Source organism: Streptomyces sp. AA1529 (assembly GCF_000280905.1).
Taxonomy (GTDB): domain Bacteria; phylum Actinomycetota; class Actinomycetes; order Streptomycetales; family Streptomycetaceae; genus Streptomyces.
Window position 1 is genome coordinate 113,387 of the sequence record NZ_ALAP01000103.1, and the last position, 23,743, is coordinate 137,129.

A 23,743-nucleotide genomic window follows, 5' to 3' on the forward strand; every position below is an offset into this window, starting at 1 on the left:
ACGGAGGTGCTGCGGAGCTGCGCCGGAAGGCCCCTACCCGGGGCGCCCTCCTGCGGAGCCGTTCGTGTAGGTGTAGAGCCGGGTGCTGTAGTAGTCGGCATCCGGTGAGGCGAGGGTGTCGCCCGACTGCGCCCATACGCCGCGCTGTTCCACCTCGGGCAGGAGGCTCGATCCCACGAAGCACAGCACCGCGTCGCGTGGGAGCCGGGCGAGTGACGCCTCGATGTTGTCGAGTACTGCCGCGGCGACGGCCGCCGAGAAGGGCTCGTAGAAGTAGAAGAACCCTGCGTCGTCGGGGATGGCGAACTCGCGGGCGTCCTGGTGGTGGATCTCGATCGGGCTCCGGTGCGCCGGCGGGTTCCGGACGGTGTGCTCGACGTTCTCCCTGGCCGTCGCACAGAGCTCGGAGGAGAAGTCCACCCCGATGACCCGCTTGAAGGGATGCTCGGCGGCGATGAGCAGCACGCGTCCCTTGCCCGAGCCGAAGTCGACGAAGGAGATCTCCTCGTGCCGGACAGCGGTCGCGGCGAGCGCGGCGCGCACGGTCCGGACCGGCGTCGGGGAATAGCGGGAATTGTTCTCCAGGGTGCGGTCGTCCGCCTCCAGAACCTCCCAGGGCTCAACCGGCTTGCCCGTCTCCACCCCGAGGGATGCATCGAACCCCTCGATGTCGTCGATCTCCGCCAGGGTGAGGTCGAACTGCCGCTGCTTTTCCAGGATCTCGAGAGCGCTGTGCCGGGCATTGCTTTCTGACATGAACCTTGCACGTCCCTCAGGGTCGGACGGGAGACGCTCCGCTTTCGGATGGTGCGCTGGCCGCGCGGAATCGGTCGAGTGGGAGGAGTACGGCTCCCGAAGGCCGGAGTGGGATGGAAATGAGGCGGAAACGGAGCGAGAACAGGGCGGATAGGCACCGAACGTCGGCATCTGCCGTCACCGGCTGGACACGCTATGCGAAATCTCCGACCCGGGCGTATGAGGTAGATCACACGCGGGTCGGCTTCGGCGGGAAGCGGGTCAGGGCACCGCAGGCGCCCCGGGGTCATTCTTCCGGGCGACGCTCCGGCAGCCATGCCCGGATCGCGCTCGAAGGCTCAACTTGCCTACGCATACACGGGTTTGACGACTCCAGCGGCCCTCCCGGGGGCGCCGGATTCGACCTTGACACGTCGTGGGTCGGGTGTGTTTCACTCCGGGGGTACGCGGCCAATATGACGCCGCCCGGGCGCTGTTACGCCCGACCAAACGACAAGGCGCTACGGGGGGCTTTGTGTTGGGGTCCGAAGACGACCGACGATGCCGGTGTGGTGCGCCCGGAGCGGGCGACCTCGAGAGGGCCGATTGCGGCGGGGTCCGACGTGTGCGCACGCGGTAGAGCCGACACGCGATAGCCGCGGAACCGCATCACGAAATCTGCCGAACAGCTCTGATGCCACGGCTTCGGCCGCCGTTCTTTCCGGCCGGCATTCCTGTGCCGTGTTCCTTTTTCTCTCCTCAACCTGACTTCATCCACGCCTGCTGACAGCCACTCCGCTGTCCTCCGCCGCACGGACTCGTCCACCTGACGAGTCGCGGGTGCCATGGGGGCGTGCCAAGGGCTTTGTCCGACGACCCAGAAGGAATCAGCTCGTGATCCCGTTGTCCTTCGCTCAGCGTCGCCTGTGGTTCCTGCACAAGCTGGAGGGGCCGTCGGCCACGTACAACATGCCGCTGACGCTCCGGCTCAAAGGCGATGTCGACGCGGAGGCGCTTCGGGCGGCACTTCGGGACGTGATGAAGCGGCACGAATCCCTGCGTACGGTGTTCCCGGAGGTCGACGGCGAGCCGCACCAGCTCGTCCTCCCCGCGGACGCCTTCGACCTCGACTGGGAGAGCAGGCCGGTCTCCGAGGACGAGCTGCCGCGTGCCCTGGACTCCGCAGCCCGCCACACCTTCGACCTCTCCTCGGATGTCCCCCTGCGCGCATGGCTGTTCCGGCTCCGGCCCGACGAGTGCGTCCTGATGCTGCTCATGCATCACATCGCGGGTGACGGCTGGTCGATGGCTCCGCTGACGCGTGATGTGGTGGAGGCGTACACCGCCCGTGTCGAGCAGCGCGACCCGGAGTGGCCCGAGCTTCCTGTCCAGTACGTCGACTACACGCTCTGGCAGCGCGAACTGCTCGGCGACGAGGCCGACCCGGAGAGTGTGTTCTCCGAGCAGGTGGACTACTGGCGTGCGGAGCTGGCGGACCTGCCCGAGCAGGTGACCTTTCCCACCGACCGGCCCCGGCCGACCACGGCCGGCTACGAGGGCGCCCAGCTGATCTTCGAGCTGGATGCTGAGCTGCATCGGGGTCTGGTGGAGTTGGCGCGGCGGTCGAACACGACGGTGTTCATGGTGTTGCAGGCCGGTATGGCGGCGTTGCTGACGCGGTTGGGTGCGGGGACCGACATCGCGCTGGGCAGTGGTGTGGCGGGCCGCACGGACGAAGCCCTCGACGACCTCATCGGCTTCTTCGTCAACATGTTCGTCCTCCGTGCGGACACCTCCGACGACCCAGCCTTCGAGGACCTGCTCGCGCGGGTACGACGGGCGAGCCTGGCGGCCTACGAGCACCAGGACGTCCCGTTCGAGCGCTTGGTGGAGTTGCTGAACCCGAATCGTTCCACCTCACATCACCCGCTCTTCCAGGTCGCGCTCGTCCTCCAGAACGCACCGACCGAGGAGTTCGAACTTCCCGGGCTCCAGGTGCAGGCCGAGGTGATCGGTTCCGGGACGTCGCGCTTCGACATGCTCGTCTCCCTCACCGAACGCCATGACCGCGTCCATGGCCCGGCCGGTATCGAGACCGTTGTCGAGTTCGCGACGGAGTTGTTCGATCGGGTTTCGGTTGAGGGGTTGTTGGCGCGGTGGGTGCGGTTGTTGGGGCAGGTGGTGGTGGATCCGTCGTTGTCGGTGGGTGCGGTGGAGTTGCTGTCGGAGGAGGAGCGGGGGCGGCTGGCCGGGTGGAATGACACGGCGGTGGAGCTTGCGGAGGTGTCGCTTGCGGGGTTGTTCGAGGAGCAGGCGGGGCGTGACGGGGATGCGACGGCGGTGGTGTGTGGTGAGCGGTCGCTTTCGTATGGGGAGTTGAATGCGCGGGCGAATCGGCTGGCGCATTGGCTGGTGGGGCGTGGTGTGGGGCCTGAGGTGTTGGTGGGGGTGGAGTTGCCGCGGTCGGTGGAGTTGGTGGTTGCGGTGCTTGCTGTGGTGAAGGCGGGGGGTGCGTATGTGCCGGTGGATCCGGAGTATCCGGTGGAGCGGCGTGCGTTCATGGTCGAGGATGCTTCTCCGTTGCTGGTGCTGGGTCCGCGGGAGCTGGCGCAGGACTTGTCGGGCTTCCCGGAGACCGACCCCGGAGTCGATATTGAAGGTCATCAGGCTGCCTATGTGATTTATACGTCGGGTTCGACGGGCCGGCCCAAGGGGGTCGTGGTTTCTCATCGTGGTGTGGCGAGTCTGGCGCGTGCCCAGGTGGAGGGTTTGGGGGTCGGTTCGTCGAGTCGGGTGTTGCAGTTCGCGTCGCCGGGTTTTGATGCGGCGTTCTGGGAGCTGGTGATGGCTTTCGGGTCCGGTGCCGCTTTGGTGGTGCCGGAGGGCGGTCGTTTGGTGGGGGAGGACTTTCACCGGGTGGTCGCCGATCAGGGGGTCACGCATGTGACGTTGCCGCCGTCGGCGCTGGGTGCGGTGCCGGTGGGTGCGGAGTCCGGGTTGCCGTTGTTGGAGTCGGTGGTGTTGGCGGGTGAGGCGGCGCCGCCGGAGTTGCTCGGGCGGTGGTCGGTGGACGGCCGTCGTGTGGTGAATGCGTATGGGCCGACGGAGTCGACGGTGTGTGTGTCGATGAGCGGTGAGCTGGGCGAGGGGGACGCGCCGATCGGTCGTCCTGTGGTGAATACGCAGGTGTTTGTGCTGGATGAGGTGTTGCGGCCGGTTCCGGTGGGTGTGGTGGGTGAGTTGTATGTGTCGGGCGCGGGTCTGGCGCGTGGCTATCTGGGGCGTGCGGGGTTGTCGGCGGAGCGGTTCGTGGCGTCGCCGTTCGAGCCGGGCGTCCGGATGTATCGCACGGGCGATCTGGTGCGGTGGCGTGCGGACGGTCAGCTGGAATTCGCGGGACGTGCCGACGAGCAGGTGAAGGTGCGCGGCTTCCGCATCGAACCCGGCGAGATCGAATCCCGACTGACCGACTGTGAGGGAGTACGTCAGGCCGCAGTGGTCGTACGGGAGGACGAGCCGGGCGATCAGCGGATTGCTGCGTACATGGTGCCGGACCTGGAGGCGGCGGCCTCGATCGGGGCCAACAATGAGGCAGCGGCCCAGGTGGAGGAATGGCGCGAGACCTATGACTCGGTGTATTCGGGGGTGGGGTCTGGTGGTTTTGGTGAGGATTTTGCGGGGTGGGACAGCGCATACACCGGTGAGCCGATTCCGTTGGGTGAGATGCGGGAGTGGCGGGATGCGGTTGTCGGGCGGGTGCGTGGTTTGGGTGGTGGCCGGGTTCTGGAGATCGGGGTGGGGTCTGGTCTGTTGATGGGGCATTTGGCGGCGGATGTTGAGGAGTATTGGGGTACGGATCTGTCGGGTGCGGTGATCGAGCGGCTTCGTGGTCAGGTGGTCGGGGCGGGGCTTGCGGATCGGGTGTGGTTGCGGTGTCAGGCGGCGGACGCGGTCGGGGATTTGCCGTTGGGGTATTTCGACACGGTGGTGATCAATTCGGTGGTGCAGTATTTCCCGGACGGGGAGTATCTGTCCCGGGTGCTGGACCGGGTGCTGGAGTTGTTGGTGCCGGGTGGGCGTGTGGTGGTGGGGGATGTGCGGCATGCGGGGTCGTTGCGTGCTTTGCATGCGGCGGTGCATGGGGATGGGGGTGTGCGGGCGCGTGCGGTGGTGGATCGTGCGGTGTTGTTGGAGAAGGAGCTGGTGGTGGCTCCGGAGTTCTTCACGGAGCTGGCCGAGCGGGATGAGCGGGTTGGCGGGCTCGATGTGCGGCTCAAGCGGGGTGGCTGTCACAACGAGCTGACACGTCACCGGTATGAGGTGGTGCTGCACAAGGCGCCGTCGAAGGTCTGGGATGTGGCGCAGGTGCCGCGGATTTCTTGGTCCCCGGATTTCGATTTGGCAGATGTGGATGGTCCGGTGCGGATCTCCGGGGTTCCGAATGCGCGGCTGGTCGGTGAGGTGGCTGCCGAGCGGCGTCTGGACGGCCTGGCTGCCGAGGACGCTGGTGTGGCGGTGGATCCGGAGGAGCTGGTGGTGCGGGGTGCTGAGCTGGGGTTGCGGGTGGTGGTGACGTGGTCGTCCCGGTCGGTGGCTCTGTTCGATGCGGTCGTGCTGCCCGACGGCGGGGACGAATCTGTGCTGTCGGGTGTGTATGTGCCGGCTGCTTCGGGTGGTCCGTGGGTGAACAGTCCGGTGGCTGCGCGGGGGATCGGTGCTGTGGTGAAGGCGGCCCGTGACCAGTTGGTCGAGGGGTTGCCCGAGTACATGGTGCCCTCGGCGGTGATGGTGCTGGACCGGTTGCCGTTGACGCCGAACGGGAAGCTGGACCGCAAGGCGCTGCCCGCTCCTGAGTACACGGTGAGTGCGGCCGGCCGGAAGGCTCGTACTCCGCAGGAGGAGACGCTGTGCGGGCTGTTCGCCGAGGTGCTGGGCCTGGAGCGGGTCGGGATCGACGACAGCTTCTTCGACCTCGGCGGCCACTCCCTCCTGGCCACGCGTCTGGTCAGCCGCATCCGAAGCGTGCTCGGCGTGGAGCTGCCGATCAGAGAGGTGTTCGGCACACCCACAGTGGCCGGTCTCGCCGGTCGGTTGAGTGCGGCGGAGGGGCAGATGCGCACCCCGCTGGTGCCCATGCGACGGCCCGAGGCGGTGCCGCTGTCGTTCGCTCAGCGTCGTCTGTGGTTCCTGCACAAGCTGGAGGGCCCGTCGGCCACCTACAACATGCCTCTCGTCCTGCGGCTGCGGGGCGGTGTCGACGCGGAAGCGCTGCACACCGCGTTGCAGGATCTGGTCGTCCGGCACGAGTCGCTGCGAACCGTCTACTCCGAGGTCGGGGACGAGCCCTGCCAGGTGGTGCTCGATGCCGCGAGTGCCGAGCTGGACTGGCAGCGTCGCCCGGTGACGGAGGAGGAACTCCCCGAGGCGTTGGCGAATGCCGCCCGCCACGCATTCGATCTCGCCTCCGAGATGCCGGTGCGTGCGTGGCTGTTCGAGGTGGGAGAGGACGAGTGTGTCCTGCTGCTGCTCGTGCATCACATCGCGGGTGACGGGTGGTCGATGGGTCCGTTGGCGCGGGATGTGGTGGAGGCGTACACGGCGCGTGCGCAGGGTGGTGTGCCGCAGTGGTCGCAGTTGCCGGTGCAGTACGCGGACTACACGCTGTGGCAGCGCGAGCTGCTGGGTGACGAGAACGATCCGAACAGTCTCTACGCCCAGCAGGTCGGCTTCTGGCGCGACCAGCTGGCGGGTCTGCCGCAGCAGGTGACGTTCCCGACCGATCGGCCCCGCCCCGCCGTGGTCTCCTACGAGGGTGCGCATCTGCAGTTCGAGTTGGATGCGGGGTTGCATCAGGGTCTGGTCGGGTTGGCGCGGCGGTCGGACACGACGGTGTTCATGGTGTTGCAGGCGGGTCTTGCGGCGTTGCTGACGCGGTTGGGTGCGGGGGAGGACATTCCGCTGGGGTCGCCGATCGCGGGGCGTATGGACGATGCGCTGGATGATCTGGTCGGTTTCTTCGTGAACACGCTGGTGCTGCGGACGGACACGTCGGGGGACCCGAGTTTCGAGGAGTTGCTCTCCCGGGTGCGGGAGTCGAGTCTGGCGGCGTATGCGCACCAGGACGTGCCCTTCGAGCACCTGGTGGAGCTGCTGAACCCGAACCGTTCCAGCTCACACCACCCGCTCTTCCAGGTCATCCTCGGGCTCCAGAACGCCCAGGAAGGCTCCTTCGAACTCCCCGGCCTGAACGTCGAGGCCGAGGGCGTCGATCTGGGCGTGGCAAAGACCGACCTGGCGGTCAATGTCATCGAGCGGTACGACGACGCGGGCGAGCCGACCGGCATCGAGGCACTCGCCGAGTTCGCCGAGGCCCTGTACGACCGCTCCACGGTCGAGGGCTTCGCCATGCGGTGGGTGCGGCTGCTGGAGCAGCTGGTGGCGGACCCCTCGGCCCCGATCGGTCGGGCCGAGCTGCTGACCGGACCGGAGCGGGACCGGATCCTCTCCGAGTGGAACGACACGTCCGCCGAATGGAACGACGGTACGTCGGTCGAGCCCCCAGCCGAGACGCTGGCCGGACTGTTCGAAGCCGGGGCCCGCCGCACTCCCGAGGCCACCGCGGTGGTGTTCGCCGGCATGCGAGTCGGCTACGGGGAGCTGAACGCGCGGGCGAACCGGCTGGCGCACTGGCTGATCGGTCGTGGTGTGGGGCCGGAGGAGCTGGTGGCGGTGGAGCTGCCGCGGTCGGTGGAGATGGTCGTCGCCGTCCTGGCGGTGTCGAAGGCAGGCGGCGCCTATCTGCCGCTGGACCCCGACCTCCCGCGGGACCGGCGGGACCTCATGCTGGAGGACGCACAGCCGGTGCTGGTCCTGGACCCGGACGCCATGGCACAGGATGTGTCCGGCCTGCCGGAGACCGACCCGCCGCGCGGCGCCGCTCTCCACCACCCGGCGTACGTCATCTACACGTCCGGCTCCACCGGCACCCCGAAGGGCGTGGTCGTCACACACACGGGTGTCGCCGCGTTGGCGCGCACCCAGGTGCGGCGGCTGGGCGTGTCCTCCGGGAGCCGGGTGCTGCAGTTCGCCTCGCCCAGCTTCGACGTGGCTTTCGGGGATCTGTGCACCGCTTTCGCCGGAGGTGCCGCGCTCGTTCTTCCCGAACCGGGGCAGCTGTCGAGTGAGGCCCTCCTGCGGCTGTTGGCCGATGCCGAGGTCACCCATGTGCAGCTTCCCGTCTCGGTGCTGCGCGCACTCACCCTCGACGGGGTCGAGTCGGCCCTCCCCTGCCTCGAGACCGTGGTGGCCGGAGGAGAGGTGTGTCCGCCGGAGCTGGCGGCCCGCTGGTCCGCGGGACGCCGCATGCTCAACGCGTACGGTCCGACCGAGGCCACGGTCTGCGTCTCCACCCACACCGTGACCGACGGCGAGCCGTCTTCCGGCGGTGTCGTCCCGATCGGACGGCCGGTGGCCGACACCCGCCTGTTCGTGCTCGACGCGGGCCTGCGACCGGTTCCCGCAGGCGTGCCTGGCGAGCTGTATGTGTCGGGTCCCGGGCTCGCTCGCGGCTACCTGGACCGTGCGGGCCTGACGGCGGAGCGGTTCGTGGCGTCGCCGTTCGAGCCGGGTGGGCGGATGTACCGCACCGGCGACCTGGCCCGCTGGAGCACCGACGGCCGACTTGAGTTCGCCGGCCGTGCGGATGAGCAGGTGAAGCTGCGGGGCTTCCGGATCGAGCCGGGGGAGATCGAGTCGGTGCTGGCCGGCTGCGCGGGTGTGCGGCAGGCGGCGGTGGTGGCGCGTGAGGACGTGCCTGGTGACCAGCGACTCGCCGCGTACGTGGTGCCGGAGAAGTCCGAAGGTGCTGCCGTCGCCCTCGAGCCGGCGACGCTCGTCGCTCGGCTGGCCGACAGGTTGCCGGAGTACATGGTGCCGTCGGCGGTGATGGTGCTGGACCGGTTGCCGTTGACGCCGAACGGGAAGCTGGACCGCAAGGCGCTGCCCGCTCCTGAGTACGCGATCGGCGCGGCTGGCCGGAAGGCTCGTACTCCGCAGGAGGAGGTGCTGTGCGGGCTGTTCGCCGAGGTGCTGGGCCTGGAGCGGGTCGGGATCGACGACGGATTCTTCGAGCTGGGCGGTCATTCGTTGCTGGCCACGCGCCTGGTCAGTCGGATTCGCAGTGTGCTCGGTGTGGAGTTGCCGATCAGGGAGGTGTTCGGCGCACCCACGGTGGCCGGTCTCGCCGGCCGCGTGGCCGCGTTCGAGGGCCGGACGCGCATGCCGCTGGTGCCCGCTCCCCGGCCCGAGGCGGTGCCGCTGTCGTTCGCTCAGCGTCGTCTGTGGTTCCTGCACAAGCTGGAGGGCCCGTCGGCCACCTACAACATGCCTCTCGTCCTGCGGCTGGGAGGCGGCGTCGACGCGGACGCACTGCACACGGCGCTCCGCGATGTCGTCACTCGGCACGAGTCGCTGCGCACGGTCTTTCGCGAGCGGGACGGCGAGCCCCGTCAGGTCGTGCTCGACCCTGCCGATGTCGCGTTCGGCTGGGACCACCGGCCCGTGACGGCGGAGGAGCTGCCGGACGTCCTGGCCGAGAAGGCCCGGTACCCGTTCGATCTCGCCTCCGAGATGCCGGTGCGTGGGTGGCTGTTCGAGGTGGGAGAGGACGAGTGTGTCCTGCTCCTGCTGATGCATCACATCGCGGGTGACGGGTGGTCGATGGGTCCGTTGGCGCGGGATGTGGTGGCGGCGTACACGGCGCGGGCGCAGGGGGGTGTGCCGCAGTGGTCGGAGCTGCCGGTGCAGTACGCGGACTACGCACTGTGGCAGCGCGAACTGCTGGGCAGTGAGGACGATGCGGACAGCGTGTATGCGCAGCAGGTTTCCTACTGGCGTGACCAGTTGGCGGATCTTCCCGAGCAGGTGACGTTCCCGGCCGACCGCCCCCGCCCGGCCGTCGCCTCGCATGAGGGCGCCTCCCTCGCCTTCGAGTTGGATGCGGGGTTGCATCGGGGTCTGGTCGGGTTGGCGCGGCGGTCGGACACGACGGTGTTCATGGTGTTGCAGGCGGGTCTTGCGGCGTTGCTGACGCGGTTGGGTGCGGGGGAGGACATTCCGCTGGGGTCGCCGATCGCGGGGCGTATGGACGATGCGCTGGATGATCTGGTCGGTTTCTTCGTGAACACGCTGGTGCTGCGGACGGACACGTCGGGGGACCCGAGTTTCGAGGAGTTGCTCTCCCGGGTGCGGGAGTCGAGTCTGGCGGCGTATGCGCACCAGGACGTGCCCTTCGAGCACCTGGTGGAGCTGCTGAACCCGAACCGTTCCAGCTCACACCACCCGCTCTTCCAGGTCATCCTCGGGCTCCAGAACGCCCAGGAAGGCTCCTTCGAACTCCCCGGCCTCCACGTCGCGGTGGACGGGGTCGACTTGAGCGTGTCCAAGGCCGACCTCGAACTGAACGTGGTGGAGCGACACAACGACGACGGTGCTCCTGGCGGCATCGTGACGGCCGTCCAGTACTCGGTCGAGTTGTTCGATCGGGGTTCGGTTGAGGGGTTGTTGGCGCGGTGGGTGCGGTTGTTGGGGCAGGTGGTGGCGGATCCGTCGTTGTCGGTGGGTGCGGTGGAGTTGCTGTCGGAGGGGGAGCGGGGGCGGCTGGCCGGGTGGAATGACACGGCGGTGGAGCTTGCGGAGGTGTCGCTTGCGGGGTTGTTCGAGGAGCAGGTGCGGTGTGATGCGGATGCGACGGCTCTGGTCCATGGACAGCAGAGCCTCTCCTACCGCGAGTTGAATGCGCGGGCGAATCGGCTGGCGCATTGGCTGGTGGGGCGTGGTGTGGGGCCTGAGGTGTTGGTGGGGGTGGAGTTGCCGCGGTCGGTGGAGTTGGTGGTTGCGGTGCTTGCTGTGGTGAAGGCGGGGGGTGCGTATGTGCCGGTGGATCCGGAGTATCCGGTCGAGCGGCGTGCGTTCATGGTCGAGGATGCTTCTCCGCTGCTGGTGCTGGGTCCGCGGGAGCTGGCGCAGGACTTGTCGGGCTTCCCGGAGACCGACCCCGGGGTGGTTGTGGAGGCGGCGCATCCCGCGTACGTGATCTACACCTCCGGCTCGACGGGCCGGCCCAAGGGCGTCGTGGTCTCGCATCGCGGTGTGGCGAGTCTGGCGCGTGCCCAGGTGGAGGGTTTGGGGGTCGGTTCGTCGAGTCGGGTGTTGCAGTTCGCTTCACCCAGCTTCGATGCGGCGTTCTGGGAGCTGGTGATGGCTTTCGGGTCCGGTGCCGCTTTGGTGGTGCCGGAGGGTGGTCGAGTCGTCGGCGACGATTTGTTGGAGGTGCTGTCTCGGGGTCGGGTCACGCATGTGACGTTGCCGCCGTCGGCGCTGGGTGCGGTGCCGGTGGGTGCGGAGTCCGGGTTGCCGTTGTTGGAGTCGGTGGTGTTGGCGGGTGAGGCGGCGCCACCGGAGTTGATCGGGCGGTGGTCGGTGGACGGCCGTCGTGTGGTGAATGCGTATGGGCCGACGGAGTCGACGGTGTGTGTGTCGATGAGCGGCGAGCTGGGCGAGGGGGACGCGCCGATCGGCCGTCCTGTGGTGAACACCCGCGTCCACGTGCTGGACCGTGCACTGCGGCCGGTACCGGCCGGTGTGGTGGGTGAGTTGTATGTGTCGGGCGCGGGCCTGGCCCGCGGATACGGGGGCCGCTCCGGCTTGACCGCGGAGCGGTTCGTCGCCTCTCCGTTCGAGCCGGGCGTCCGGATGTATCGTACGGGCGACCTGGTGCGCTGGCGTGCGGACGGCCAGCTGGAATTCGCGGGACGTGCCGACGAGCAGGTGAAGCTGCGCGGCTTCCGCATCGAACCCGGCGAGATCGAGTCGCTGCTGGTCGGCCATGGGGGAGTGCGGCAGGCAGCCGTCCTGGTCCGGGAGGACACACCCGGCGACCAGCGCCTCGCCGCCTACGTCGTACCGGAGGGTTCGGAACGTGCCGCGTCGCCCGACCCGGAGGCGCTGACCGCTCACCTCGCCGAGCGGCTGCCCGAGCACATGGTGCCGTCGGCGGTGGTGGTGCTGGACAGGCTGCCGCTGACACCCAACGACAAGCTGGACCGCAACGCCCTGCCCGCACCCCACTACGCCGCGTCCGGCGACGCGGGACGCGGCCCCCGCAGCCCGCAGGAGGAGACGCTCTGCCGGCTGTTCGCCGAGATCCTGGATCTGGAGCAGGTCGGCATCGACGACAGCTTCTTCGAACTCGGCGGCCACTCCCTCCTCGCCACCCGGCTCGTCAGCCGGGTCCGCAGCGAACTCGACGTGGAGATCCCCTTCCGGATCCTGTTCGAGGCCCCCACGGTGGCCGGGCTCGTGGAGGCACTGGACTTCGGCGGCCCCACCCGTGACGCGCTGGCCCCCATGCCCCGCCCCGAGAGCGTGCCCCTGTCCTTCGCGCAGCGCCGCCTGTGGTTCCAGCACAAGCTGGAGGGCCCGTCCGCCACCTACAACATGCCGCTGCCGCTCCGGCTGCGGGGCAGCGTGGATCCGGTGGCGATGCGGGCGGCCCTGCAGGACGCGGTCGGCCGGCACGAGTCGCTGCGTACCGTCTTCCCCGAGGCCGACGGAGAGCCGCGACAGCGGGTCCTGGACCCGGCCGACGCCGCGTTCGGCTGGGAGCACCGGCAGGTGACCGAGGCGGAGCTGCCGACGGTGCTGGACGAGGCAGCCCGCCATGCGTTCGACCTGACCGGTGACGTGCCGTTCCGGGCCGCGCTCTTCGAGACCGGCCCCGACAACTGGGTGCTGCTGTTGCTGCTGCACCACATAGCCGGTGACGGCTGGTCCATGGGCCCCCTCGCCCGCGACGTGGTGACGGCCTACACGGAGCGCTGCCGGGGCCGGGCACCGGAGTGGGAACCGCTCCCGGTGCAGTACGTCGACTACACGCTGTGGCAGCGGGAGCTGCTGGGTGCCGAGGACGACCCCGGGAGCCTGTACTCGCAGCAGGTGGACTACTGGCGCGGACGGCTGGCGGGACTTCCCGAGCGGATCGCCCTGCCCGCCGACCGCTCCCGGACCTCGGCCGCCTCCTTCGAAGGCGCCTCCGTCGACTTCGCGACGAGCGCGGAGGTGCACCAGAGCCTCGCGGACCTCGCCCGCGAGACGGGCGCGACGGTGCCCATGGTCGTGCAGGCGGCGCTGGCGGCGCTGCTCACCCGGCTGGGCGCGGGCACGGACGTCCCGCTGGGGTCGCCGATCGCCGGACGGATGGACACCGCGCTCGACGATCTCGTCGGCTTCTTCGTGAACACGCTCGTGCTGCGCACGGACACCTCGGGTGATCCGAGTTTCCGGGAGCTGGTGGAGCGGGTACGGGAGACGAACCTGGCCGCGTACGCGCAGCAGGACGTCCCGTTCGACCATCTGGTGGAGCTGCTCAACCCGCGGCGCTCGTCCGCGCACCACCCGCTCTTCCAGGTCATGCTGGTGGTGCAGGACAATCCCACCGGAGCGTTCGAGCTGCCCGGTCTGGACGTCGCCGGGGAGCCGGTCGACATCGAGACCGCCAAGGTCGACCTGTCGGTGAACGTGCTGGAGCGGCACACCGGATCCGGCGCGCCCGCGGGAATCGTGGGCGCGGTGAAGTACGCGACCGACCTGTTCGACCGCTGCACCGTCCGCGGCGTCCTGGACCGGTGGACGCGGCTGTTGGAGCAGGTGGCGGCCGACCCGTCGCTGACCGTCGGCCAGGTGGAACTGCTCGCCGAGGAGGAGCGCGGGCAGCTGCTGACCACCTGGAACGACACGGCCGTCGAGGTGCCGCAGGCGACGCTCTTCGAACTGTTCGAGACGCAGGTGCGGCGCAGCCCCGACGCCGTGGCGCTGGTCTGCGGTGCGGAGTCCGTCTCCTACGGGGAGCTGAACGCGCGCGCCAACCGGCTGGCGCACTGGCTGATCGGTCGTGGCGTGGGGCCGGAGAAGCTGGTCGCGGTGGAGCTGCCGCGGTCGGTGGAGACGGTGGTCGCCGTCCTGGCCGTGCTCAAGTCCGGCGGCGCCTACGTTCCGGTCGACCCCGAGTATCCGCGCGACCGGCGCGAGCTCATCCTCCGCGACGCGGCGCCCGCCCTCGTGCTCGACCAGGAAGCGCTCAACCGCGACCTGACCGCGGAGCCGGACACCGATCCCGAGGTCGACGTCGAGATGGAGCACCCGGCGTACGTCATCTACACCTCGGGCTCGACCGGCCGGCCCAAGGGCGTGGTCGTCGAACACCGCGCCGTCGCCAACTACCTCAACTGGACCACGCACCACTACCCGGCGGCCCGGGGCGCCACGCTGGTGCCGACCTCGATCGCCTTCGACCTCACCGTCACCGGCCTCTACACCACTCTCGTGGTCGGCGGACGCGTCTACCTGTCCGCTCTCGAGGACGTCCCGGCCGAGAGCGGCGGCGTGCCGGTGGCACTGGCCAAGACCACGCCGTCGCACCTGCCGATGCTGAACGAACTGCCCAAGCACCGGTCGCCCGGCGAGATGCTGATCCTCGGCGGTGAGGCGCTGACCGCCGAGGCCCTGGCCCAGTGGCGCGCCGCGCACCGCCGGGTCACCGTCGTCAACGCGTACGGACCCACCGAGACCACGGTCAACTGCACCGAGTTCCGCATCGGCCCGAAGGAGAAGCTGCCCGCGGGAGCCGTCCCCATCGGGCGCCCCTTCTGGAACATGCGGGCCTACGTGCTCGACGCGCGCCTCAACCCGCTGCCGGCCGGCGCCGTCGGTGAGCTGTACATCTCCGGCGCCCAGCTGGCCCGCGGCTACCTGGGCCGCACCGGTCTGACCGCCGAGCGTTTCGTCGCCTGCCCCTTCGAACCCGGTGCACGCATGTACCGCACCGGCGACCTGGCCAGATGGCGCGCCGACGGGCAGCTCGAGTACTCCGGCCGCGCCGACGAGCAGGTCAAGGTGCGCGGGTTCCGCATCGAGCCGGGCGAGGTGGCCGCCGCACTGCTCGACCACCCCGACGTGGCACAGGCCGCCGTCGTGGCCCGCGGAACGGAGCAGGAAGACACCCGCCTCGTCGGCTACGTCGTACCGGCCGCCGGGCACCGCTCTCCCGATCTCGCCGCGCTGCGCGCACATGTCGCCGACCGGCTGCCGGAGTTCATGGTTCCGGCCGCGGTCGTCGCCCTGGACGAGCTGCCGCTGACCCCCAACGGCAAGCTGGACCGGCAGGCCCTGCCCGCCCCGGACTTCACCGCGCTCACCGGCGGGCGCGCTCCCCGCACCCCCCAGGAGGAGTTGCTCTGCGGCCTGTTCGCGCAGGTCCTCGGCGTGGAGCGGGTGACGCTCGACGACAGCTTCTTCGAGCTGGGCGGCCACTCGCTGCTCGCCACCCGGTTGATCAGCCGGATCCGCGCGACCCTGGGCGCCGAGGTGCCGATCGCCGCGGTCTTCGAGTCACCGACCGTGGCCGGGCTCAGCGCCCGCCTCGACGCCGGCGGCCGCACCCGCACCCCGCTGGCGCCCATGCCGCGGCCGGAGACGATCCCGCTCTCCTTCGCCCAGCGCCGCCTGTGGTTCCTGCACCGGCTCGAAGGCCCCTCGTCGGCGTACAACTGGCCGCTCGCGCTGCGCCTGTCCTCGGCGGTCGACCAGAACGCACTGCGCGCGGCGCTGAACGACCTGGCGGTGCGGCACGAGTCGCTGCGCACGGTCTTCACGGAGACGGACGGCGAGCCCCGCCCGGTCGTGCTCGACCCGTCCCAGGCCGCGGTCCGCCTCGACGTCGAGCAGCTGCCCTCCTCCTCGCTGCACCGGGCCGTGCAGCAGGCGATCGGTCACCGCTTCCGCCTCGACAGCGCGCCCCCGGTGCGCGCCTGGCTGTTCCTGCCCTCCGCGGAGACCGCGCAGGAGGGCACGGCGGCCGCCGAACCGGCCGAGCCGACCGGCCCGGTACTCGTCGTCCTGATGCACCACATCATCGGCGACGGCGCCTCCCGGGCCCCGCTGATGCGCGACCTCGGCCGCGCCTACGGTGCCCGCGTGGCGGGCGCAGCGCCCGACTGGGAGCCGCTGCCCGTCCAGTACGCGGACTACTCGATCTGGCAGCAGCAGCTCCTGGGCGCGACGGACGAGCCGGACAGCCTGGCCGCACAGCAACTCGCCTACTGGCGGGAGGCCCTCGACGGCATCCCGGCCCAGCTGGAGCTGCCCACGGACCGGCCGCGGCCCGCCGTCGCCGACTACCGCGGCGACACCCTGGACTTCACCCTGGACGCCGAACTGCACGCCGCGCTGCGGCAGGTGGCGACCGACTCCCGGGCGACGCTGTTCATGGTGGTGCAGACCGGCTTCGCCGCCCTGCTCTCCCGGCTCGGCGCCGGCCACGACATCCCCGTGGGCGTCCCGATCGCCGGCCGGACCGACGAGGCCCTCACCGACCTGGTGGGCTTCTTCGTCAACACCCTGGTGCTGCGCACCGACACCCGGGGCAACCCCCGCTTCCACGAAGTCCTCGACCGCGCCCGGGACACCGCACTGGGCGCGTACGCCCACCAGGACCTGCCCTTCGAGTTCCTCGTGGAGGCGCTCAACCCGGTCCGGTCGCTGGCCAGCAACGCGCTCTTCCAGGTGATGTTCCAGCTCCACAACGTGGCGGCACCGACGCAGCAGCTGCACGACGTCGAGGCCGCGCCCTACCCGCTGGACGGCGACAACGCCAAATTCGACCTCTTCCTCAGCCTCGCCGAGGCGCAGGACGAGGAGGGGCGGCCCGCCGGACTGAGCGGCACCCTGGAGTACGCCACCGAGCTGTTCGACCGCGCCACGGCCGAGCAGCTCGCCCGGCTCTACGAGAACCTGCTGCGCGCCGTGGCGGCCGACCCGGCGGTACGCGTCGCCGACGTCGAACTGCTCTCCGAGAAGGAGCTGACCGAGGCCCTGGTGGACCGCAACGCCACCACCGCGCCGGCCCCCGCGGCACTCGCCCACGTCCGCTTCGAACGGCAGGCGGCGCTGACCCCCGAAGCGCCCGCCGTACGCGCCGGGGACGCGACGGCCGACTACCGCCACCTGAACGGCCGCGCCAACCGGCTGGCGCGGCTGCTCCTCGACCGCGGCATCGGCCGCGAGAGCGTGGTCGCGCTGGCACTGCCCCGCTCCGTCGACATGGTCGCGGCGCTCCTGGCGGTGCAGAAGGCCGGGGCGACCTACCTGCCGATGGACCCGGCACACCCCGCCGACCGGCTCGCCTACGTACTCCGGGACGCCGCACCCGCCGCGCTCGTCACCACCGCGGACATCCGCGAACACCTGCCCGCGGCGGGACCGGACCTCGTCGTCACCCTCGACGACCCCGACGTGGAGCAGCAGCTCGCGGAGTGCCTGCCGCACGACGTCACCGACACCGACCGGCACACCCCGGTCCACCCGGCCGACGCCGTCTACGTCATCTACACCTCGGGCTCGACCGGCCGGCCCAAGGGCGTGGTGATCTCCTACGGAAGCCTCTCCCAGTTCCTCGACTCCGTCGGCGCCCGCCTCGGATTCTCCGCACGCGACCGCATGGTGGCCGCCACCACCCTCACCTTCGACATCGCCGCCGTGGAGCTCTACGCCCCGCTGCTGGCCGGTGCGAGCGTCGAGGTCGCCACCGACCCGGTCGGCAAGGACCCCATCGCCCTGTACCGCCTCATCCGGGACAGCGGCGCCACCGTCTTCCAGGGCACCCCCTCGGTGTACCGCGCGATCCTCACCCACGACCCCGAGGGGCTGGCCGGCGTCCGGCTCCTGGTCGGCGGCGAGGCGCTGTCCGCCTCGCTGGCCGGGCAACTGCACGCACAGGGCGGCGGAGCGGTCAACCTGTACGGACCGACCGAGGCCACCGTCTGGATCACCGCGAGTGAGGTGACCGGCCCGCCGCTGCCGCCGATGATCGGCCGGCCGCTGGCCAACGCCCAGGTGTACGTCCTCGACTCCCGGCTGCGCCCGGTGCCCGACGGCGTCCCCGGAGAGCTGTATCTGGCGGGTCCGTTCCTGGCCCGCGGCTATCTGGGGCGGCCCGCACTCAGCGCCGAGCGCTTCGTGGCCGACCCGCACGGCGCACCCGGCACCCGCATGTACCGCACCGGCGACCTGGCCCGATGGCGTGCCGAAGGCGGACTCGAATTCGTCGGCCGCGCCGACGACCAGGTCAAGGTACGCGGATTCCGCATCGAACCGGGCGAGGTCGAGGCCGCACTGTCCCGGCAGCCGGGCGTCGCCGAGGCCACCGTCCTGGTGCGGGAGGACGCCGACGCCCCGCAGCTCGTCGGCTACGTCGTCCCCGACCAGGAGTGGGCGCGGCGCAGCGACGGCGCGGAGGACGGCCGCCGCGTCGCCTCCTGGCGGGAGGTCTACGAGTCGGTCTACCGCGACCAGGCCGACAGCGGCGGCTTCTGGGAGGACTTCGGGATCTGGACGAGCAGCTACGACGGCTCCCCGATCCCCCTGACCGAGATGCACCAGTGGCGCTCCGCCGCCGTCGCCGAGATCCTCCGGCTCGGCCCGCGCAACGTCCTCGAACTGGGCGTCGGCAACGGACTGATCCTGTCCCAGGTCGCGCCGCACTGCGACACCTACTGGGGCACCGACTTCTCCGCCGCCGCCGTGGAGAGCCTGCGGGCACGGACGGCAGAGCGGCCGGAGCTGGCCGAGCGCGTCGAACTGCGCGCCCAGGCCGCCGACGACACCAGCGGCCTTCCGGAGGGCTTCTTCGACACCGTCGTCCTCAACTCCGTCGCCCAGTACTTCCCGCACGCCGACTATCTGGCCCGGGTCGTCCGCGAGAGCCTGCGGCTGCTGGCCCCCGGCGGTTCGCTCTTCCTCGGCGACATCCGCAACCTGCGGCTGCTGCGCCACCTCCAGGCCGGTGTCGTCTCCCATCGCCCGGAGGCCGCCTCCGCACCGGAGGAAGCCCGGGCGCTCCTGGAGCAGCGCATCAGGGAGGAGGAGGAACTGCTGCTGGCCCCGGACTTCTTCGTGCGGCTCGGCGAGACCCTCGAGGACGTCGGCGGCGTCGAGATCCGCCTCAAGCGCGCCGCGTACGCCAACGAGCTCTCCCGCTACCGCTACGACGTCGTCGTCCACAAGACCCCGTCCGTCCCGCAGACCGCCACCGGCCTGCCGGAACTCACCTGGGAGGCGGCGGGCGCCGACGCCGAGGGACTGTCGGCCGCGCTGCGCGCGCACCCGGCCGGACTGCGCCTGGTCGATGTGCCCAACGCCCGGCTGCGCGCCGACCAGCTCGCGCTGCGGGCCCTGGACGGAAGCGGCGACCCGGCCGCGGACTCCCCGGCCGGCCTGGATCCGGAGGCCGTGCACGGACTCGCCGCGGCGCTGGGCATGGAAGCCGTCACCACCTGGGCCGACTCCGGCCGCGACGACTGCTTCGACGCAGTCGTCAGGCCCGAGGGCACCGGCACCCCGGTGGCCGCCTACCGCGGCAGCGACACCACCCGGGCCGCCGCACCGCACGCCAACAGCCCCGCCGCGCACCGGCGCACCGTCGAACTGAACCGGGAACTCCGCACCGGCCTGCGCAGATGGCTGCCGGAATACATGGTTCCCACCGCCTTCGTGGTGCTGGACAGGCTGCCCCTCACCCCGATCGGCAAGCTCGACCGCAAGGCGCTGCCCGCTCCCGACTACCGCGCCCTCCAACAGGGCCGGGCGCCGCGCACCGCACGGGAGACCGCACTGTGCGGGCTGTTCGCCGAGGTGCTGGGTCTGGAGCAGGTCGGGATCGACGACAGCTTCTTCGACCTGGGCGGCCACTCCCTGCTGGCCACCCGCCTGGTCAGCCGCATCCGCACGGTGTTCGGGGTGGAGATCGCCATCGGCACCGTGTTCGACGATCCGACCGTCGCCGGACTCGACCAGCACCTGTCCGACGGGGAGCAGGCCCGCGCCGCATTGGTACCGATGCCGCGGCCGCACCTCGTACCCCTGTCGTACGCACAGCGCCGGCTGTGGTTCCTGCACAAGCTCGAGGGCCCGTCCGCCACCTACAACATGCCGCTGGCGCTGCGCCTCACCGGCCGTGTGGACCAGGAAGCACTGCACGCCGCGCTGCTCGACGTCGCCGCCCGGCACGAGTCGCTGCGCACCGTCTTCCCCGAGACCGACGACGAGCCGCACCAGGTGGTGCTCGACCCGGACCAGGCCGCGGTCCCCTGGGAGACCCGCGCGGTCGCGGCGGACGAGCTGCCCGCGGCGCTGGAGGCCGCCGCGTGTCACGCCTTCGACCTCGCCACCGAGACGCCCCTGCGGGCCTGGCTCTTCGAGGAGCCGGAGGGCGGGAGCGACACGTGCGTGCTGCTGGTGCTGATGCACCACATCGCGGCCGACGGCTGGTCCCTGGCGCCCCTCGCCAAGGACCTCGTCGCCGCCTACTCCGCACGCTGCGCCGGCAGCGCGCCCGAGTGGGACGCGCTCCCCGTCCAGTACGCCGACTTCACCCTCTGGCAGCAGCAGGCCCTGGGACGCGAGGACGACCCGGACAGCTCCATCGCCCGGCAGGTGGCGTTCTGGCGGCAGATGCTGGCCGGAGCACCGGAAGAACTGAACCTGCCCACCACCCGACCCCGCCCCGAGCGGCCCAGCCACCAGGGCGCGACCGTCACCGTCGAACTGCCCGCCCACGTCCACCGCGGACTGGCCGAACTGGCCTCCGCCTCCGGCGCCAGTGTCTTCATGACGCTCCAGGCCACCATGGCCGTCCTGCTGTCGAAGGTCGGCGCCGGTGACGACATCGTCATGGGTGCCCCGATCGCCGGACGCACCGACGAAGCGCTCGACGACCTCGTGGGCTTCTTCGTCAACACCCTGGTACTGCGCACGGACCTGTCCGGCAACCCCTCGTTCAGCGAACTGCTCGGCCGCGTCCGGGAGACCGACCTGGCCGTCTACGCCCACCAGGACCTGGCCTTCGAACGGCTCGTGGAGATCATCAACCCGGACCGCTCGACGTCCCGGCACCCGCTGTTCCAGGTCATGATGTCGCTGGCCAACACCGACCGCGCCGATCTGACGCTGCCCGGTCTCGACGTCGCACCCCTCGACGCCGGGACCGGCGCCGCCAAGTTCGACCTGGACTTCACCTTCGGCGAGCACTTCACCGACGACGGCGCACCGGCCGGAGTGACCGGACAGCTCCGGTACGCCACCGACCTGTTCGACCATGACGCCGCGACGGCGCTCACCGGCCGCCTGATCCGGGTCGCCGAGGCGGTCGTCGCCGCCCCGGAGCGGCCCGTCCGCGCCATCGACGTCCTGACCGCGGCCGAGCGCCACCAGGCGCTGCACGAAGGCAACCACACCGACCGCGAGACGCCCGCGGCCACCGTCGTGCAACTGCTCCAGGACCGGGCCGAGGCGAGCCCGGACGCGGTCGCGGTCGAGGCCGACGACGCACTTCTCACCTACCGGGAGCTGAACGAACGGGCCAACCGGCTCGCCCGCCGTCTCGCCGCGCTGGGCGCCGGACCGGAGCGGTTCGTCGCCCTGGCCGTGCCCGGTTCGGCCGCGATGCTGGTGGCGATGCTCGCGGTCCTGAAGTCCGGAGCGGCCTACCTGCCCCTCGATCTCGACCACCCGGCCGACCGACTCGCGTACGCCCTCGACGACACCGCACCGCTGTGCGTGCTCACCACCACCGAAGCGGCGCCGCACCTCCCGGAGACGGCCCACACCCGCCTGCTGCTGGACTTCCCGGAGACGGCCGCCGCCCTGGCCGGACTGCCGTCGCACGACCTGTCCGACGCCGACCGCACGGCTCCGCTGCTGCGCCGGCACCCCGCCTACGTGATCTACACCTCGGGCTCCACGGGGCGGCCCAAGGGCGTGGTGGTCGAGCACCACTCGGTGGCGAACTACCTCACCTGGGCGGTACGGCACTACCCGGCCGCGCGCGGCACCACGCTGGTGCACTCCTCCCTCGCCTTCGACCTGACGGTCACCGCCCTCTACACCACCCTCGCCCGTGGCGGCCGCGTCCAGTTGAGCAGCCTCCGCGAACTGGCCGGGCGGGAGCCGGCCGACGGCGCCCCGGTGACACTGATGAAGGCGACCCCCTCGCACCTGCCGCTCCTGGCGGAGCTGCCCGCGGACTGGTCGCCCACCGAGACGCTGATCCTCGGCGGCGAGGCCCTGACCGGCGAAGCCGTCGCCGCCTGGCGGGAACGGCACCCGGCCGCCACCGTGATCAACGCCTACGGACCGACCGAACTGACCGTCAACTGCACCCAGTTCGAACTGGCGCCCGGCGCCGAGCAGCCGTCCGGGCCGGTGCCGATCGGCCGCCCGTTCTGGAACATGCGCGCCTACGTCCTCGACGCCGGGCTGCAGCCGGTACCGCCCGGCACGACCGGTGAGCTGTACGTGTCCGGAGCACAGGTCGCCCGCGGCTATCTCGGACGTCCGGGGCTGACCGCGGAGCGGTTCGTGCCGAGCCCGTTCGAGCCGGGGGTGCGGATGTACCGCACCGGCGACCTGGCGCGCCGGCGCCCCGACGGCCTGCTGGAATTCGCGGGCCGCGCGGACGAGCAGGTCAAGGTGCGCGGCTTCCGCATCGAGCCGGGCGAGATCGCGGCCGTCCTCGGCTCGCACCCCGCGGTGCGGCGGGCCGTGGTCGTCGCCCGCGAGGACGGCCCCGGCGGCGCCCGGCTCGTCGGCTACGTCGTGCCCGAGCGCGGTACGGCCGAGCCGGACGTGCGCGCGCTCCGTGCCCACGTGGCGGAGCGGCTGCCGGAGTACATGGTCCCGGCCGCCGTGGTGGCCGTCGAGGACATACCGCTGACACCCAACGGCAAGCTCGACCGCGCCGCCCTGCCCGCACCCGACTTCGCCGAGGCAGGCCGCGGCCGCGCCCCCCGCACCCCGCACGAAGAGGTGCTGTGCGGCCTGTTCGCGGAAGTCCTGGAGCTGGAGCGGGTCGGCGTCGACGACAGCTTCTTCGACCTGGGCGGCCACTCCCTGCTCGCCGCCCGGCTGATGAGCCGCATCCGCGGCGTGCTCGGTGTGGACCTGCCGCTGCGTACCCTCTTCGGGGCGCCCACCGCGGCGGGGCTGGCCGCCCGGCTGGAGACGGGCGGCGACGGGAACGCCCTCGATGTGCTCCTGCCGCTCCGCCCGCAGGGCAGCGGCCGCCCCGTCTTCTGCATCCACCCCGGAAGCGGCCTGGGCTGGTCCTACGCCGGTCTGCTCCAGTACCTCGACCGGGACACCCCGGTGTACGCGCTGCAGGCCCGCGGCCTGACGGGCGGAGAGCTGGCGCAGTCCGTGGAGGAGATGGCCGAGGACTACCTGGAACAGATCCGGCGCGTCCAGCCCGAGGGGCCCTACCACCTCCTCGGCTGGTCGTTCGGCGGAGTCGTCGCGCACGCCGTCTCCGCGCTGCTGGAGGAGCGCGGTGAGCAGGTCGCGCGGCTGGCGCTGCTGGACTGCTTCCCGGTGAACCCGGTCAGCCGCCGCGAGGTCGAGGAGTCGATGCCGAAGGTGCGGGTCGCCGACGTGCACCGCGCCATGCTGGGCCTCTTCGACATCGAACTCACCGACGAGGAGGCGGAGCAGCTCACCCACGAGACCACGGTGGAGCTGCTGACCACGAAGAACTCCGCCCTGGCCGGCCTCGGCGAGACCGAGGTCGCCGCCATGATGCACCTGACCATGAACCACACCCTGCTCGGCCTGGACAACAGGCCCCGGCCGGTCTCCGCGCCGACGCTGATCCTGGCCGCGACCGGAGGCGAGCACGACCACCAGCTCGAACCAGGGACATGGGACCCCTATCTCACCGGCGCCGTCGAGTTCCAGCAGCTGAACCACCGGCACACCCAGATGATGAACCCGGAACCGCTGCGGGAGATCGGCCCGCTCGTGGCCGAGAAGCTCCGGCAGACCGCGCCGCATCGCATGTCCCCTCCCGCATCCCCTCCCATGCCCCACCCCACGTCCCACCCCACCGAGTGACCGACCGCCGGAG

Annotated in this window: 2 protein-coding genes; one reads left to right on the forward strand and one right to left on the reverse strand. The window is 70.9% G+C overall.

Annotation, left to right across the window (positions count from 1 at the left end; all coding sequences use genetic code 11):
• Positions 1-33 precede the first annotated feature (33 nt).
• A complete protein-coding gene (locus tag A949_RS0130575; RefSeq protein ID WP_051019703.1) occupies positions 34-756 on the reverse strand; it encodes a class I SAM-dependent methyltransferase in 723 nt (240 codons plus the stop codon).
• A gap of 873 nt (positions 757-1,629) precedes the next feature.
• Between A949_RS0130575 and A949_RS0130580 the strand changes: the two genes are divergently transcribed.
• Entirely contained in the window at positions 1,630-23,730 is a 22,101-nt protein-coding gene (locus A949_RS0130580) for a non-ribosomal peptide synthase/polyketide synthase (protein ID WP_020699829.1), read from the forward strand.
• Positions 23,731-23,743 lie beyond the last annotated feature (13 nt).